Source organism: Lactiplantibacillus sp. ME-2 (assembly GCF_022549155.1).
Taxonomy (GTDB): Bacteria; Bacillota; Bacilli; order Lactobacillales; family Lactobacillaceae; genus Lactiplantibacillus; species Lactiplantibacillus plantarum.
Genome location: NZ_JAKZEQ010000020.1, coordinates 41,321 through 58,435 on the forward strand (window position 1 = coordinate 41,321; position 17,115 = coordinate 58,435).

Here is a 17,115-nt window from a genome sequence, read left to right on the forward strand (position 1 = left end):
ATGCGAGTGCTTTACCCTAAGTTAGTTGAAGAAGCCTATAATTACATTGCTAAGGCTGAACCAGCCGTTAAGAATGCGCCTAACGCTGTTAAGTCAGAGATATACAGCAAGATGGTTAATGACGGGATAATTGATGAGAATGGCGAACCAACACAGACAGCTATTGATTGGGGCTTCATTGATGGTGATAGCGAGCTAGATTATGAACCGGCTACGCTGACCAAGTTTAAAGCAATGTACCCGTGTTATAAGGAGTATGACGATAGCCATTTCAGTCACACCGATCAGGGCTGGGTGATTGACAGCTATGTAATGAAGTCATTATCACTTAAAGCTCTCAATGACCCGGACAGTAGCGAAGAACAGCGCGCACTCGCCCGTCATGCACTACAAGAGATTGAACGGTTTAGTTAATAAGTGTAAGTGAGTATCGTGCTAAAAAGTACGATGCTTTTTTTAGTTGAGCGAAGTTGTCCCGTTAGTTATTTATATGAAAATGGATTGTTATATCAATGGTTAAAAGGCTTTGATGGCAATATAAAATATTGGAAAATAATGGAATCAAAATGTTAGAAAATGTTAGAAATTAAAAACGGGTTAATATTAACAATTGCTAGTCTAAAAGCCGCATAGGGGTTACAAAAGTTTACTAAATGGATAGTATTGTGAAGACTGGAAAACCTTATAAAACCTTATGCGAAACTACCTGTTAAAATTTGTTATTGCTTTGCTATGTAAACTGCTTATTTCTGCTAATGTGTGGACTGCTCGTTGGATTGATTGTAGGTTGAAAATTTTGGCTTGCCCTGTACAGAGTTGAAAAAAAGTGATCGCTACAATTGATTAAGCACGTCTACAACTTGACAAAACATGACATTGTTTTGCAAACTCATAGGGTGCACCCCGTAACACCGATATTTCAACGATATGGTGCAACCCTATGTTGGTAAATGTTGATATTATTCGTACAAAACGGACACCATATAGTAAGTGAAAAGTAACCCGACACGGTTAGATGGTATATTTGGCCGGAGTGCTGTTATATCAACGCTTGACGGCTAATGAGAACTCGTAAAATGTCGGATTATGTCGGATTTTTTACTGGAAAATACTGGAAATTGAACATCGCTAGTTAGTTAATAGCTTGAATGCTTGTTATGACTGGCCTTAGAGCTGTTTTAAATAAATGAAAATGTTGGAAAATGTAGGAATGTAAAAACGGATGAGTATGTCAGCTGGCTTAGATGGCGTTGGGTTACTGGTTGGGTTACTTGTGTGCATATAATGCAGACAGCTGTTCGGACAGTCAGACGTGCTATAATTAACTTTGTGGGAATTAGTCGTAGTGTAGTCAGGAATGGCAGCATACGTTAAAAGGGATGTTTGCGGGGTGGCTAGCGTCCCTTTTTTTGATGATTAGCAAGTGGTATGATGGGTTTAAGGAGTAGGGCTAGAAAACGTCAGCTATAAACGCTGGCGCTTTTTAGTCTCTTAGGGGGCGAAAGCATGGAGCAATGGTATCAAGACGCGCGCCAATATTTAAAGCAGTATCGTTTTTACCACAGTATTGTTAGCCAACCATTTGATAACTGGCTGGGCACCGGTAAACCTAAGAGACTGCAACAAATGGAGCAGTATTGTCAGCAGGTCACTAGGACAATTGATAGCATCCGTGATGAACGTCAAGCCAATCTATTGCGTAATGAGTTCATTGTGGCGGATGGTAGCCAACGGGTGGCCTATGAACTATCGGGACTAAGTAAGTCGCAATATTATGTCATCCGCAAGCAAGCTATGCGTGAATGGTTGCAGTTAATCAATCAACACAAATAAGTTAGAGAAAACTGGAGTTTTAGCGTGTTTTTGATTAATCGTAAACACTGATATAGCAATGCTAGTGATAACTTTCAGTCTGGCCATGCTCCAATAATAACGTGAACGTTACAAAACAATACGAATAGATTTGGAAACAAGCTCAACATGAAAATGCTATAGCAATGCCATTGAACCCTGTTATCATAGCCATAGCATTGTTATTTTATTAACAACCGTACAGAGAGTACGCCTGTTGTACCGATCCTAAAATGTTAGAAACAAGCGTAACAGCCTTTACGGTTGTTAATAAAAAAGCCATCCCAGAATCAATCTGGGACAGCTAGTGTTATAAAATGATTAACGAGTCAGTCTTATGCCAAGTAATAGATGACCCTATCGCAATAGTATCAAAAAACACTTGATAGAAGCTAAAGAAACGCAATAGCTACCCAGCAATTAAAAGGTCACCATTCGGTAAGGTATACTGTCCGCCTATTTTACCAAGTTCAATGGTTGTGCCGTTGAGTTGGGTAAATGGTGAATTTAGTATAATAATCTGTGGATGAAGCGGGGTAAGAAAATCGAATTCAAATTGTGCTTTGCCGATTATTACTTCGCCAGTGCTAAGTGTGTACTTAAACAGTAAAACGCCAGCGTCTTCGTAAGACGGAAATTTAATATGAATACTTTTAGTGGTCAAAGGCTATCACTCCTAACAAATTTGTCTTTCAATTCTATTGTGCCAGTTGTAGGCCAATTGTTTGATCTAGTTAACAATAAATTTACCAATACTTAAATTTATAAAACATCATCCGCACTTATTATATGTATTGCCCGCCAGCATGATTAATCGGTAAGTTTATGTGTTTTGAAGATAAAATGCACCAAAAAGTGCACCACGAGCTATTTTAAATGGTAAAAGTAGCCTGTTATCTTTGATATAAAAGCATTCTTGAAAATCACTGTTCAAACTAAATAGACTTGACCAAGCGTCACTAAAAAAACTACAATGGAAAACATTGTAGAAAGGGTGAACGATGTGCAGCAAGAGTCAAAGTATCAAATAGAAGTGGTGGCGCCTAAGCACCGACACATGTCTAATTGGGACATGTTTGCAACTTGGATTGGCGCCAATGCCAATAATGGCACGTGGTACGTTGGTGGTGTATTGGCTGCGTGTGGTTTATTGACGGCGCTTAAAGTGATTGTAGCATCGTCCACGCTATCGTATTTATGTTTATCGTTAGTCGGCTTCATGGGGTATAAGACCGGGGCGGCGACGATGAGCTTGATTCGTGGTTCCTTTGGTGTGCGGGGCAGTTACGTTCCGTCCTTTGTGAACTTGACCCAGTATATTGGCTGGACAGCGGTAAACACGTTCATTGCAGCAACTTCTGTCAGCTATTTATTACACGATCTAGTTGGCTGGCCAGTCTATGGTAAACCCGGTGGGGCTAAAGGACTGATCCTCGGAATTATTGTCATGAGTGTGTTGCATTTATTGAGTGTTTCGGTCGGTCAACGGTCGGTTCAGATGATTGAACGTTTAGGTATTATTCTTGTCATCTTATTTGTTTTATGGGAGACGGTCGTCGTGTTCCAGACGGTCTCAGTGCATGATTTGTTAACGTGGCAGGCGCCGACACATTTACATATGACGGCGGGGGCTGGGATGGATACGCTAGCGGCGTTCAATTTGTCTTGGGTGACAGCGGGTGCTGATTTTACGCGGTTTACGCGCAAAAAGAGTGGCGCGACTGGCATGCCATTTTTAGGGGCCTTTACCGGCTTGTTCTGGTTCGCCTTTATCGGGCTTGCCGCGACGATCAGTATCGCGATTACTTCTGGAACTTATGATCCTAATAACTCTGACCCGAGTACCATTGCGAGTCGACTAGGCTTGGGGGTATTAGCACTACTGGTGATTGTCTTAACGAGTATGACGGCGAACGCGGTAAACTTATTGGCGGCTGGTTCGGCGCTGTCGAATATCTTCCCACGGATTCGGTTACGACCAGCACTGTGGGCCGTGACAATCATTGCCACGTTAGTCACACTGATTCCATTAATCATGGGGAGTTTTTTAGCTGCATTCACGGCGTTCCTAGATTATATTGGGATGGTGCTTGGACCGATGATCAGCGTGATGTTAGTCGATTACTATTGGCGGCATCGTCAGCACTATGATATCAACGAACTGGCGAGCTCTAAGGGGCAGTATTGGTATCATCATGGGGTGAATTGGATTGCGCTATTATGTTGGGTACTAGGTGTGGCCATCTTCTTGTTATTGAAGCACATTGCTTGGATTGCGACGGTGACTGGTGCAACCTTCATTGACATGGCGCTTATCGGGGTCATTTACGTGGCTTTAATGCGAATTTTCTACCCGTTACCTGCCAAACGTGTCTAATTGGATTACAATAGATAAGTAAACGAAATTAGAACGAGGGGTGTCATGATGTTTAAATTAACTGAGATCGATGACGTATTAAATAATTTAGGTGACCACGCAGACTTTGCCACGATTGCCAAAAAAGAAGCCGATTTGGGCGTTCAACATTTTCAATATGATGTTGCTACTGGTGCCACAACTTACTTTGGTGAGAACGGTTATCTCGTGGAACGGCGGACGAATGGCTTAGCAGTCCGGGTCGCTCGTGAAGAAGATGCCGCGGCAGTTGAACAAATCGCAAAGCAATATATTGCTGGCCAGCTGGCTCTAACAGACGCTGTCAAGCAGTTTGCCAAGGCTGGGTGTCAAGCTTGGACTGCTAACTTAAAACGCCACATTGTCGATTTTAGCGGCGATGAAGGTAAAATAATGGCAGCTGTAACATTCTAAATCAATAATAAAGTGCAAAAATGCAGACTATCCACTTTTAACCGGGTAGCCTGCATTTTTGCGTTCCATTAAGTTTAATAGCCAGCTTGATGATATTGCTTGCTTAACTGGCGTTCTAAGCTAAGTAAAGTCAGCGGACTTAGCCGCCGTAACTGATCAGAGTGATAGCGCATGACTAATTGTTCGGGACTATTGATTGTAATACTAGTGACGCCGTTTAGGCCTTGAAAAGCGCTTTGAATGGCCTGCTGGAGCTCGGGATGTTGGGGCCAGACAGGGGAGGTCAGCATAACTAGACCATGTTCAGGATGTTGATACGTAATCTGATATTTGTTGAGATAACGTTGAAACATGTCTTCTGGGTTCATGAGCAATTCCTCCTCGGATTGGTTACTAGTAACGGTGAGCCGCAGTTTAGTTTATAACCCAAACCAGACGACCCAAACAAAAAAGCCAGCCAGGCACAATAGCGCAATACCAATGAGTGCCCAGATCGTACCGTTCAGCTTTTTGGTGTGGTGACAGTAGTAAATACTGAGTATGCCACACAGTATGGCAAGAATGATGCTGGTGCCAATAATTAAACCAATTGTCAATTCCATAAATTACTTTCGACTCCTCATATTATCATTTTAATTGTGCATTAAAATGCGATAAAGTGCAATTATTTATCAGGATTCTTAGTATGGTAAGAACGCTAAGCATTGCATGGTGACTGAGTAGTCTTGGGTGCTTGCTGATGAGAAGCCACCCAAGACTACTTCAATGATAATCGATCGTAAAATAAAAAAACTAGGCTGCTTATGATTAACAGCGCTAGTTTTGATTAATGACAGTTAGTTAGTCGTTTTTTTAGACAAACGGGTTGCAAGCAACAAACCGGCGAGCGCTAAAATAAACGTAAAGTAGAACCCGTAATGGGCACCGTTGACGAACGCGCTAGCAGCTTGATGACCCCCATTGGCGTAGTAAGAAGCTTGGCCAATGCCTAATAAGCTCGTTGCAATTGCGGTTGAAATGGCACCAACGACTTGCTGTAGTGTGTTCATGATTGTACTACCATCGGCGGCAATTGGTCCCGTTAAGGAATTTAAACCATGCGTCTGTGAAGGGGACATCGCTAATGGCGCCCCAATCATTAAGATAACGTGGGCCAAAATAACGTACCACGTTGCACTCTGCGTGGTTGTCAGTGCCAACATGAGGGCACCAACCATTGAAATCAAGAACCCCAGCATTGCTGGAGTGCGGGCGCCAATCGAGTCATATAAGCGACCCGAGACGGCCGATACAATTGCGTTCATCAAGCCACCGGGTAACATGATGACCCCAGTCAAGGCAACGGGAATCAACAGCCCCTTTTGAATGTACATTGGGAGTAAATACATGGCTGATAAGATAATCCCAAAGTTAATCATAACGAGGCAAGCGCCAACCCGAAAACCAGGGATAGCAAATGTCTTAAGGTTCAGAATTGGCGATTCCATGGTGAGTTGTCGATGGGCATACCAAGCCAGAATAACCAGTCCCAAAATTAAGGCACCTAGTACAGCGGGCGACCCCCAACCTTGATCACTAGCAAGACTAACGCCAACAACAAGGCTACCAAAGCCAACCATTGAAAGTAAAATGGATAAGAAGTCCACTTTCGGCCGGGTTACTTTCGCAATGTTTTTAAGTGAAGTGACGGCAAAGATAAAGGCAATAATCAAGAATGGGATAAAGAGCCAAAAAATCCACCGCCATGAAGCTAGTCCTAAGATGGCTCCAGCAATCGTTGGACCCACGGCCGGTGCGAACATGATGACTAAACCGACCATCCCCATAGCTGCCCCTAATTTGTAGGGTGGAAAAATCTGCATAGCCACGGTAAACATGAGTGGTAAGATCAGGCCAGTTGCGATACCTTGAATCATTCGACCGAATAATAATACGCCAAAGCCAGGTGCTGAAGCCGAAATAATCGCACCAACGGCGAAGTCAATCAAGGCAAACAAGATCACTTGGCGGGTCGTAAACCATTTGGTAATTAAGCTTGAAAGTGGAAGGACGATCCCAATCATAAGCATGTAACCGGTTACTAACCATTGCACAGTTGCCGTTGACACGTGTAGCTGAGCCATCAATTGGGGGAGGGCAATGTTCAGTGATGTTTCACTAAACATCCCAACAAAACCACCAATTAACATCCCCATCATGGCTAGCATGGGATGGGCAACGGGAACGCGGGCCCGTTGTTTAGCTTGCGGGCTACTTTGTACTGAATCCATTATATTGTTCACACTCACTTTCCTGAATACAATGGGTTAGCATACCAGAAAATTATTTTTTTCGTAAGTGTTTTTTCTGAAAAAAGAGGATTGATTTACGGTAGTTTGAAAACCATCACTCAACTAGTACGTCTGTGACTGCAATTGTCGGCAGTTTCATTGAGCGAGAAAGGTAGCACGTAATGGTTGTTAAAATAGTGTTTTTGTATGTAAATAGGCCACCTCAGTGTCAAACTAAGGTGGCCTATTATAGGTGGTTGCTAAGCAAAATCAGGTCCGCAGGCGGATCAGTTATGTTCAACAATCGTTATGTTTTCATCCAAGCACGATGGTTACACTTTAGCTTCGAATTGGTGTCCACATTGGGGGCAAGTTATCCGAACGCGACCATGATGACGCGGAATCCGAATCCGTTGGTGACACTGTGAACAGCGGAAAAAGCGGTATTGCCAATGCTGCTTGACCTGGTATTTTAAACGGCTGAATGGGCGAACAATCGGTGGCCAAAAGCGCTGAAAGCCGCGATTGATCGCAACTTGCTGATAAATCTTTTTAGAGAACAAACGCCAGTAACTAATACCGATGAGTATCACGGCAATTAAAAGTAGCCACCCGGTGCGAATGAAAAAACTGATGACGATCAATAGTAAAGCGAGATTGTTTAAAAAGCGGTTTAACGTATCGTTTTGACCGTACCGCCCACGCATCCATGATCGTAGTCGTTGTAATAGTTTTGAGTTTGGTTTCAAATGCTGAACCCCGTCACTAAAATAATTAATATTTAGTAGCATAACATAGTTTTTTAACAGATAAATAATACCTGTTTGTGCCACTAACGGTGTATACTTAAGCATATTATAGTAAATAGAGGGAAAAACATGTCAACACAATCACAAATCACGCAAACGCAGGTGCTCGATGCTATCAGTCGTGCAGCACTGATGTTGGAGCGCCAAGACGCAGCGCAAAGCGGGTTACAACTGTTGCTCAATGAATTTCGGCGGAGTTTATTGCAGACGAGCGGACAATCCGCCACGACGGTGTTGTATCACGGCAAAATTAAGAGCTACCTATTACAACATCCGAGCAATTATCCAGATAGCGTCGCGGCGTTATCATCATTATTAGATCATTTTGTTGCGGCTCAGTAATTAGGGCCGCTTTTTTGCGCCAATCAAGTTATTAACCTAACTAGTGATGATTTGGGTAGTGGTTAATGGCAGTCAATGTTGATATTAGAAAGAAAATTGCGCTATGCTAGATGATGAACCGTGCGAGGGTGATAGTTGCTTTTTTACGTTTACGGTTGTAAACTACAGTTAATTTAATTCGAAGGGTGGTCAAACCATTGGAAGCACAAACTAAAATTGAAATCAGTGATGCCGAATGGGAAGTCATGCGGGTTGCTTGGACGTTGGGCAATGTCACGAGTAGTCAGGTCGCTGAAATCATGGCGGATAAGATGGGATGGAAGACAGCAACGGTCAAGACACTGCTTGGACGGCTCGTCAAAAAAGGTGCATTACGTGCTGAAAAGAATGGTCGAGCGTTCAATTATTATCCAATGGTTGAGGAACAGCCATCGATGGATGAAGCCGTGGACACCCTCTTCGGTCATTTATGTCAGATGCGCGTTGGTCAAACGCTGGTGGACCTTGTTAACCAAACGGAATTGAGTCAAACGGATATCGCCGCTTTACAGGCAGTATTGGCTGAAAAAGCCAAGGATGCGCCAGAAATGGTGGACTGCGATTGTGTGCCGGGGACGCGGTGTTAATGTGATTATAAACGAATATTGAAGTAACACTGAGTGTCATGTTTGGATTTTCTTAATCTGAACATGACATTTTTTGAGGAGAATGATTTTAAAGATACTTGGCTAACTGATCATGGGGCATTCGTGCAGGCCTTAATCGGAACCATCAGTTATAGTGCGCCTAATGGAAGGGACTTACTTTCAAGATAGGATACTCAGAAAACAGATGAATGGCGACAAAAAGTCAAGAAAGTGTTTTTCTTGACTTTTATCGTCTACAATTGTAAACTTTAGCCATAAATTACAGATGTAGACAATCCGACTAGGGGAGGTCGCTATTATGAAAGACATGGATATGCAACACATGGCGCACCATGATTCAAATGACATGGGCGATATGGATATGGGTAACGGTGAGATGATGCACATGGGCAATCTCAAGTTGAAGTTTTGGGTAGCATTAGTTCTGATGATTCCGATTATCATTATGAGTCCGATGATGGGGGTCAATTTACCATTTCAAATCGTTTTTCGGCCATGGTCCGATTATATCGTCGCAATTTTGGGCACGATCCTGTTTCTATACGGTGGGCAACCGTTTTTCAGTGGTGCCAAGGCGGAGGTCAAGAATCATAAGCCTGCCATGATGACGTTGATTACAATGGGTATCAGTGTGGCGTACGTTTACAGTATCTATGCTGTGGTTGCCAATGACTTGTTAAATGCAAAACCAATGGTGACCGATTTCTTCTGGGAACTAGCGACTTTGATCGTCATCATGTTGTTAGGCCACTGGATCGAGATGAATACGGTCATGAATGCGGGATCGGCGGTAGATAAACTAGCAAAACTGTTACCAAGTACGGCACATAAGTTAGTTGATGGGCAGGTCCATGACGTGGCAATTGCTGATCTAGCTAATGGTGATCAAGTTCAGGTCCGGGCTGGTGAACAAATTCCAGCTGACGGCACAGTGTTAAATGGTGCGACTAGTGTGAATGAAGCGATGGTTACTGGTGAAGCTAAGTTAGTTGAAAAACGCGCTAAGGATCAAGTTGTGGGTGGTTCAGTCAATGGTGATGGGACGTTTGAGATGAAAGTCACCGGGACTGGTGAATCCGGATACTTAGCCCAAGTCATGAAGTTAGTCAGTGACGCACAGGCGGCCAAATCGTCGCAAGAAAATATGGCGGATAAAGTGGCCGGACTCTTGTTCTACGCTGCCTTGACCGTTGCAATCGTTGCCTTTATCGTCTGGTTACTCGTGGGCAATCTGGCGTTAGCACTATCAATTGCGGTGACAGTGCTCGTGATTGCTTGTCCTCACGCTTTAGGATTGGCAATTCCATTGGTAGTGGCACGGAGTACGGCGATTGCGGCCAGCCACGGGTTACTGATTCGTAATCGGGATGCGATGGAACAAGTCAAAAAGTTGAACTACGCGTTGATGGATAAGACCGGGACATTGACAGCTGGTAACTTTAAGGTCGCTGATTATCAAAGTAGCGCCGACCGGCTAACTGCGGACGCAGTCTTGGCGATGATGGCCGGTTTGGAAAATGGCTCTAGTCATCCCTTAGCTGTCGGAATTCTTGCTGCCGCTAAGGAACATCAGTTAACCCCTAAGGTTAGTCAGGATGTTCATCAGATTACTGGTGTCGGGTTAAGCGGCACGATTGATGGGCAGACGTATCAAATCGTTTCGGCAGCTTACTTGGATAAACAAAATTTAGCCTATGACCAGCAAACGTTCAATCGACTGGCAAGTGCCGGTAACTCAGTCAGTTTTTTGATTCAAGAGCAGACAGTCTTAGGTTTTGTCGCTCAGGGTGACCAGATCAAGCCGGAAGCCAAGAACTTGATCGATAGTTTGAAGGCCCAAAACATTACCCCAGTAATGCTAACCGGTGATAATCCGCAGAGCGCCCAAGTCGTTGCTAAGCAGCTCGGAATTACAGAAGTGCATGCGGGTTTATTGCCCGAAGATAAGGCTAAGCTCGTTCAACAGTATCAGGCTGATGGTAGCCACGTTATGATGATTGGCGATGGTGTTAACGATGCCCCTAGTCTGGCCCGGGCAGATATTGGCGTTGCCATTGGGTCTGGGACTGACGTTGCTATTGATTCTGCTGATATCGTTCTCGTTAAGAGTAATCCAAATGATGTGGTCGATTTCTTGGCTCTGGCCCGGCGAACGACCCGGAAGATGGCGCAAAATTTATGGTGGGGTGCTGGATACAATGTCATCACAATCCCCTTGGCTGCTGGTATTCTCGCACCACTCGGCTTTATTTTGAACCCGATGTTTGGTGCGGTAGTGATGTCATTAAGCACGGTAATCGTGGCAATTAATGCGATGACGTTACGATTAAAAGACTAAGATAAACTGATTGGCGTAAATTAATTTGTGCAAATGTGTGTTTATAATGGGTTTAGATGCTAGAATAATAGTATTTAAATCAAGGATGTGAAACCCATGTGTACTAGTTTAACGATTCAAACCACGGCGGGTGATCAGTTTTTAGCACGCACCATGGACTTTGCTTTTGAACTTGGTGGTCGACCAGTGGCAATCCCACGGAATCACCATTTTGACAGTGTTACCAATGCGGACGGTTTTGATAGCCCGTATAGCTTTGTTGGAACGGGCCGTGACTTAAATGGCTATATCTTTGTCGATGGTGTCAATGAGCACGGGGTCAGTGCTGCTGCACTCTATTTCTCGGGGCAAGCTCACTTTACTCAGCAGACTAAGGCTGGCAAGGTTAACTTGGCACCCCACGAAGTTTTAATGTGGATTTTAGGAAACGTGAAGAGCACCGCCGAATTAGGCGAACGGATTGCTGACTTGAACGTGATGGAAGCCGCCGCACCACTATTGAATATTGTGGTACCACTACACTGGATCATTAGTGACAAGAGTGGTTCTACTTACGTCTTAGAATTGGAAAATGACGGTGTTCACTACATGAAGAATCCGGTGGGCGTCATGACGAACACACCAGATTTTGAATGGCATCTCAAGAATTTGAGTAATTACGTCAACTTACAACCCGGCCCTCATCCTAGTCGTCAATACGGTGACATGACGGTGAATCCTTTCGGTCCTGGAACTGGGGCGTTGGGAATGCCTGGTGACTATACGTCAGTTGCACGCTTCGTTCGGACGGTCTTCATGCGTGAACATACGGATGCAGTAACGACTGATGCAGAAGCTGTCAACGCATTATCACACATGCTGAACTCAGTGGAGATTCCTAAGGGCGTTAAGATGCAAGATAACGGGACGCCAGATTATACCCAGTACCGCGCCTATATGAGCATGAATGAACCAGCATTTTACATGCAACCATACGCGGATCAGACGATTACGCGGGTCGAATTGACACCAGCTTTAATGACGGCCGCGCAACCGACTGAATTTGAATTAAAGACAACCCAACAGTTCCGGTTAGCAAACTAAGTTGGAATATATTAGGGTCAAAATATGAAAGCAGCACCGTTAGCATTTTATGCTAACGGTGCTGCTTTTTTTGATTCTAGGCAGAATAGCACTTTCAATGACCTATAATAATTATTCAAATTAACTTTAATAATTAAATGGTGGTATACTATATTATAGTTTAGGGATACATAACTTATACTCGATAATGATTACAAATAAGCCTTGCATTTTCTTTCTGAAAGATATAATATTTACTAGGTAATAATGATTATAAAGTATCTACGGAGGCGGCAAACATGAAAAAAAGGATGTCTTTGGCACAGCGGGTTAATATTTTGCGAGCAAGTGTCATGGGAGCGAATGATGGAATTCTATCAGTTGCCGGCATTGTTGTTGGCGTTGCGGGGGCAACCACCAATAGTTTTTCGATTTTAATATCTGGACTAGCCGGGATGTTGGCTGGGACGATTTCAATGGCCATGGGTGAATACGTCTCCGTGAATACGCAAAAAGATTCACAAAAAATGGCGATTACTAAGCAGAAGGCAGCACTTGCCGATGATTATGAAGCAGAAGCGTCGCTAGTCGTACAAAAATATGTCGATCAAGGAATCAGTAAACCGTTGGCGCAACAAGCAACCCGGGAAATGATGGCGGAAGATGCGCTGACTACGACGGTGCGTGAGCGCTATGGTTTCAATCCGAACCAGTTCATCAGTCCGTATGCGGCTGGTATTGCGTCGATGATTGCCTTTCCCACTGGCTCAATTTTGCCATTAGTTTCGATCACCTTTTTCCCACCACGGGTGAAGGTGTTAGCAACGGTGTTGGCTGTCGGAATTGCATTAATGATTACGGGATACGTTGCGGCGATGCTGGGTAATGCTAATCGTCGGCGCGGAATGGTTCGTAACGTCGTTGCCGGGTTATTGACGATGATCGTAACGTACTTTATTGGTCACTTATTTGCTTAATTAAAGGGTCAAGGGGAGCGAGCTTATGCAACTGACAAGGACAAAGTCTGAGAAGACCAAACAAACGATGGATGAGAAGTTAAACTCATTACGAGCAGGTGTCTTAGGTTCTAATGATGGTATTTTAACCGTTGTGGGGGTGCTGTTTAGTGTGGCGGCCGCCACGACTAATCAGTTCACGATTTTTATTGCTGGATTATCTGATTTATTAGCCTGTGCTTTTTCGATGGCGTCAGGAGAATATGCTTCGGTCAGCACGCAGAAGGACACTGAAAAAGCCGTGGTTGAAAAGGAGCGGCAATTGCTGAAGACGGATTTTGAGGGTGAATTGCATGCTGTTCAACGCCACTATATGACTCTTGGCGTGACGGAAGAGACGGCGATGGCGATTGCACGCGATTTATTAACTAAAAAACCATTGGCAACCGTTGTCAGCATCAAATATGATATGCAACTAGGACACTATATGAATCCTTGGGATGCAGCGTTTGCATCGCTATTCTCAGCGTCAGCAGGAGGCGTCTTCCCGTTGCTCGCGATGACGTTTGCACCGGCTCATTGGCAGTGGCCGGCAACAATTATCGCGGTGTCCGTTGCCGTGGCCTTAACAGGATATTTATCGGCCGTATTAGGTAAGGGCAATGTGAAGACGGCGGTGATTCGCAACGTGCTCGTTGGGATCGTGACGATGTTCATTCACTACTACGTTGGGACGCTCTTTTAAGTACTTCTGCCTTGGTCAGTTCGGACTAGGGATTGTCAACAGTGAAACAATAGCTAACCAAACGGCACTTGAAGTACGGTGTGCTGGAAACGGCATCAGTATGGGCGCAAATTGTTAGGATCGGTACGAACTTAAATAGCACTGGGGCGGGCAATTACTGTAGTTACCTGCCCCAGTGCTATTTAGTTGAGGTCGGTTTCCGTGTAATTGCGCACAATTAGTAATAAAAGTTCGGATTTATCGTTGCTTATAGATGATAGAACTTGATTATGATAAAGATTACTGAATCTTCCTAAAAAACAATGCTCGATTTTCAGTGAGTTTTAATTAAGTCTCGGTATAATATTGCCATTAATTAAATTGAGGTAGAGCGAAATTGAAAAATATGACAACTAACCGTTATATGAAGGGCATCATGTGGGCGATGTTGGCCTCGACCCTGTGGGGAGTCTCAGGTACAGTGATGCAGTTCGTATCACAAAACCAAGCCATCCCGGCTGATTGGTTCTTATCTGTAAGGACGTTATCTGCTGGAATCATTCTGTTAGCGATTGGATTTGTGCAACAGGGTACCAAAATCTTCAAAGTCTTTAGATCTTGGGCGTCGGTTGGACAATTAGTGGCATACGCGACAGTGGGATTGATGGCGAATATGTATACTTTTTACATCAGTATTGAGCGCGGAACAGCCGCTGCCGCCACTATTTTACAATACTTAAGTCCTTTGTTTATTGTACTAGGAACGTTGCTGTTTAAACGGGAACTGCCTTTACGAACTGATTTAATTGCGTTTGCGGTCTCCTTGTTGGGGGTGTTTTTAGCAATCACTAAGGGTAACATTCATGAGTTGGCGATTCCGATGGATGCACTCGTCTGGGGAATCCTTTCGGGGGTAACAGCGGCCTTGTACGTAGTCTTGCCGCGAAAGATTGTAGCCGAAAATTCACCGGTCGTGATTCTTGGTTGGGGGACATTGATTGCGGGAATCCTATTTAATTTATATCACCCAATTTGGATCGGTGCACCAAAAATTACACCAACGCTAGTGACTTCAATTGGCGCCATCGTTTTAATCGGGACGATTTTTGCTTTCTTATCGTTGCTACATAGTCTACAGTACGCGCCGTCTGCGGTGGTCAGTATTGTCGATGCCGTCCAACCAGTAGTGACTTTTGTACTAAGTATTATTTTCTTGGGCTTACAAGTGACATGGGTCGAAATCCTCGGCTCGTTATTGGTGATTGTCGCGATTTATATCTTGCAGCAGTATCGGAGTGATCCGGCTAGTGATTAGTTGTAATGATAGTTATCATTTTTGTTTAGTTAGGGCCCTTGAATAAGGGCTCAGCAGGACTTGACCATTTGTGAAATGACCAAAAATAAAAGCTGCGTGTCAGAATTTTAACATTCTGATGCGCAGCTTTAATCATAATTTGAGTAGATTAAAGTTATCTTGGGGACGATGGTTGGTAAGTTGTGCTACGCCAACACCAGTTTCCGGGCGGGGGCGTGCATTTTAATAACTTCGGCACCCAGGTCAATATAAGGCTGACCTTCCGCAATCAATCCGAACTTCTCGTAAAACTTCTGGGCGTGCGTTTGGGCATCGATTTCAATGGTGGCGGCGCTGTAATGCACTTTAAGAATTGCCATGACGTGATTCATGAGTTGCTTGCCAAGGCCCGTCCCACGATAGCAACTGTCAGTCGTTATCCGGCCGAACGAAACGACCCCAGCATGTTCGTAAATTCGTGCATAAGCGACGAGTTGCCCCTGATCGTAGGCGAAGACGTGACGCGCGTCCAAGTCAGTATCATCAGGGTCTTGGTAAGACCGATCTTGTTCTTTAATAAAGGTCTTGGCACGAAGTTGATAAATATCGTGCAGTTGGGTGGTGGTTAGACCATTAAATTGCTTAACGTACCATTTCAAATTCAAGTGAAAGCCTCCTTGAAAACTGAAGAATATCGCCGGTTATTTTCAAATTGAGTCTATAATTTAACACTTGTATTTTTGACCGTCAATTGCAAAGACCCGCGATTTATCAATGGTTACAGGTATTGCTTTTGATGAAAAAAACATGAGAACGGATTGCTGGTTGTACCAGTGAATTGATAGCTTGATTATCAGTCATCGTTAGTTAACTGTCTAGATATTATCATTTTTCTCATAATTTGATGGATAATAAAAGAACCACCACGCATTGCCTATTGTGGTGATTCTGGTTGATCTTTAAATTGTTTTTTTGACGGCCTGGTAATTAATTAATACCAAGCAGGTTTGTCACCATCGGTATTAGGTTTGTTAACACCTAAAGACGTGCGAATGTTACTTGTGGGATCTTGGGTTAATTTAACGACGAGTGCCGCAATGCTCTTACGAGAAACCTCAGTTCCCTTAAACGGATCGTGTCGCTGGGTTATTTCGTAGTCGATTTCGTCCTTATTAGTCAACCACGCAGGGCGAATGATTGTGTAGTCGAGATCGGAATTTTCTAGGACTTCAGCCGCGGCGTAGTAGCGCGTCAGGTAACTACCCAACGTTGCGTTGTTCCATTGACCGAACTTGCCGGGAACTTCGTCATAGATCCCTAAAGTTGAGATCCAAATGAGCCGTTTGAGGCCGCTGGTATGCATGGCTTTTAACACTGTTTCAGCCTGCTGTTTGATGTTTTGACCAGCCAAATTAGCATAAACGACATCTTGTCCCGTCATCGCCTGGGTTAATTTGGCTTCATCAGTCGTGTCACCATCGATAATCGTCACCCGGTCAGATTGTTGGTCTGCGACCCGGCTACTATTACGTAAGTAAAGTGTCAAATTATCAGTTGTGTTGGCTAAAAATTGCTGTTCGGCTAAACGAGCAATTTGGCCCGCAGCCCCTAAGAACGTGTTTGGATACTTTGACATTCGATTTGATTTTAGTTAAATTAGATCAAAAACAGGAGTTTTTAATCCATGAAAAGCTTTGCACACCATTATAGTAGCGACATCTCTCGTGAACAATTTGAACTAATCCGGACAGATCTAGAAGGCATACGTAAGCGGACTAAGCCAAGAAAGGTTGATTTATATGATATCTTTTGTGCCCTGCTTTATACCTTGAAAAATGGGTGCGTTTGGCGCGATTTACCCAGCGATTTTCCTAAATGGGAAACCGTCTATTATTACTGGTTACTTTGGACTAAAACGCCATCTCCTGCTGGTATCACTCCTCTGGATAAGGTTTTAAAAAAATTGTCAGCCAACATCGGTTGGCTCAGAAGCGTTCAGTTTATACATCGTTC

19 protein-coding genes are annotated in these 17,115 nt (G+C 43.9%); 12 read left to right on the forward strand and 7 right to left on the reverse strand.

Annotated features, from left to right (window positions below; translation table 11 throughout):
* Both MMY95_RS08775 and MMY95_RS08780 read left to right on the forward strand, forming a co-directional pair.
* A complete protein-coding gene (locus MMY95_RS08775) occupies positions 1 to 414 on the forward strand; it encodes a hypothetical protein (RefSeq protein WP_241277605.1) in 414 nt (137 codons plus the stop codon).
* A 1,092-nt stretch (positions 415 to 1,506) separates the two neighbouring features.
* Positions 1,507 to 1,833 (forward strand): hypothetical protein, encoded by a 327-nt coding sequence (locus MMY95_RS08780; RefSeq protein WP_046040765.1) that lies wholly within the window; start codon positions 1,507 to 1,509, stop codon positions 1,831 to 1,833.
* A gap of 427 nt (positions 1,834 to 2,260) precedes the next feature.
* Here MMY95_RS08780 and MMY95_RS08785 read toward each other — a convergent pair whose 3' ends face one another.
* Complete coding sequence (locus MMY95_RS08785) at positions 2,261 to 2,515, reverse strand: hypothetical protein (RefSeq protein ID WP_241277606.1); 255 nt, start codon at positions 2,513 to 2,515, stop codon at positions 2,261 to 2,263.
* A 339-nt stretch (positions 2,516 to 2,854) separates the two neighbouring features.
* On the opposite strand from MMY95_RS08785, the gene MMY95_RS08790 reads away from it, so the two are divergent.
* A complete protein-coding gene (locus MMY95_RS08790) occupies positions 2,855 to 4,228 on the forward strand; it encodes a cytosine permease (protein WP_016527374.1) in 1,374 nt (457 codons plus the stop codon).
* A gap of 48 nt (positions 4,229 to 4,276) precedes the next feature.
* Positions 4,277 to 4,660 carry a DUF1398 family protein gene (locus MMY95_RS08795; RefSeq protein ID WP_003645548.1) on the forward strand — a complete coding sequence of 128 codons (384 nt, stop codon included), beginning with the start codon at positions 4,277 to 4,279 and terminating at the stop codon, positions 4,658 to 4,660.
* A 74-nt stretch (positions 4,661 to 4,734) separates the two neighbouring features.
* On the opposite strand, the gene MMY95_RS08800 is transcribed toward MMY95_RS08795, so the two are convergent.
* The 4 genes from MMY95_RS08800 to MMY95_RS08815 form a co-directional block, all read right to left on the reverse strand.
* Positions 4,735 to 5,028 carry a hypothetical protein gene (locus MMY95_RS08800; protein WP_003642977.1) on the reverse strand — a complete coding sequence of 98 codons (294 nt, stop codon included), beginning with the start codon at positions 5,026 to 5,028 and terminating at the stop codon, positions 4,735 to 4,737.
* 51 nt (positions 5,029 to 5,079) lie between these two features.
* Positions 5,080 to 5,262, reverse strand: coding sequence for a hypothetical protein (locus tag MMY95_RS08805; RefSeq protein ID WP_053267154.1), 183 nt, complete (start codon positions 5,260 to 5,262; stop codon positions 5,080 to 5,082).
* 234 nt (positions 5,263 to 5,496) lie between these two features.
* Positions 5,497 to 6,930, reverse strand: a complete 1,434-nt coding sequence (locus tag MMY95_RS08810; RefSeq protein ID WP_003643514.1) for a DHA2 family efflux MFS transporter permease subunit — start codon at positions 6,928 to 6,930, stop codon at positions 5,497 to 5,499.
* Positions 6,931 to 7,262: 332 nt separating this feature from the next.
* A complete protein-coding gene (locus MMY95_RS08815) occupies positions 7,263 to 7,679 on the reverse strand; it encodes a Zn-Finger Containing protein (protein WP_347192196.1) in 417 nt (138 codons plus the stop codon).
* Between the two features lie 129 nt (positions 7,680 to 7,808).
* Here MMY95_RS08815 and MMY95_RS08820 point away from each other — a divergent pair, with 129 nt between their 5' ends.
* The 7 genes from MMY95_RS08820 to MMY95_RS08850 all read left to right on the forward strand — a co-directional run bounded on the left by MMY95_RS08820 (position 7,809) and on the right by MMY95_RS08850 (position 15,123).
* Positions 7,809 to 8,081: a hypothetical protein gene (locus MMY95_RS08820; protein ID WP_015826073.1), complete on the forward strand. Its 273-nt coding sequence runs from the start codon at positions 7,809 to 7,811 to the stop codon at positions 8,079 to 8,081.
* Positions 8,082 to 8,278: 197 nt separating this feature from the next.
* Positions 8,279 to 8,707, forward strand: a complete 429-nt coding sequence (locus MMY95_RS08825; RefSeq protein WP_003643512.1) for a CopY/TcrY family copper transport repressor — start codon at positions 8,279 to 8,281, stop codon at positions 8,705 to 8,707.
* A 319-nt stretch (positions 8,708 to 9,026) separates the two neighbouring features.
* Positions 9,027 to 11,066 carry a heavy metal translocating P-type ATPase gene (locus MMY95_RS08830; protein ID WP_047674245.1) on the forward strand — a complete coding sequence of 680 codons (2,040 nt, stop codon included), beginning with the start codon at positions 9,027 to 9,029 and terminating at the stop codon, positions 11,064 to 11,066.
* Positions 11,067 to 11,162: 96 nt separating this feature from the next.
* The gene (locus MMY95_RS08835) at positions 11,163 to 12,149 is read left to right on the forward strand and encodes a choloylglycine hydrolase family protein (RefSeq protein WP_003643511.1); all 987 of its coding nucleotides are present in this window, start codon (positions 11,163 to 11,165) and stop codon (positions 12,147 to 12,149) included.
* Between the two features lie 278 nt (positions 12,150 to 12,427).
* Positions 12,428 to 13,105, forward strand: coding sequence for a VIT family protein (locus tag MMY95_RS08840; protein WP_003645552.1), 678 nt, complete (start codon positions 12,428 to 12,430; stop codon positions 13,103 to 13,105).
* Positions 13,106 to 13,130: 25 nt separating this feature from the next.
* Positions 13,131 to 13,829, forward strand: coding sequence for a VIT family protein (locus MMY95_RS08845; protein ID WP_003642968.1), 699 nt, complete (start codon positions 13,131 to 13,133; stop codon positions 13,827 to 13,829).
* A gap of 385 nt (positions 13,830 to 14,214) precedes the next feature.
* A complete protein-coding gene (locus MMY95_RS08850; protein WP_011102124.1) occupies positions 14,215 to 15,123 on the forward strand; it encodes a DMT family transporter in 909 nt (302 codons plus the stop codon).
* Positions 15,124 to 15,308: 185 nt separating this feature from the next.
* Here MMY95_RS08850 and MMY95_RS08855 read toward each other — a convergent pair whose 3' ends face one another.
* Both MMY95_RS08855 and MMY95_RS08860 read right to left on the reverse strand, forming a co-directional pair.
* On the reverse strand, positions 15,309 to 15,767 hold the full coding sequence (locus MMY95_RS08855; protein ID WP_003642966.1) for a GNAT family N-acetyltransferase: 459 nt from the start codon (positions 15,765 to 15,767) through the stop codon (positions 15,309 to 15,311).
* 326 nt (positions 15,768 to 16,093) lie between these two features.
* Positions 16,094 to 16,738, reverse strand: a complete 645-nt coding sequence (locus tag MMY95_RS08860) for an SDR family oxidoreductase (RefSeq protein ID WP_241277608.1) — start codon at positions 16,736 to 16,738, stop codon at positions 16,094 to 16,096.
* Positions 16,739 to 16,786: 48 nt separating this feature from the next.
* On the opposite strand from MMY95_RS08860, the gene MMY95_RS08865 reads away from it, so the two are divergent.
* The coding region (locus MMY95_RS08865; RefSeq protein WP_241277609.1) for a transposase at positions 16,787 to 17,115 on the forward strand (329 nt) is incomplete at its 3' end.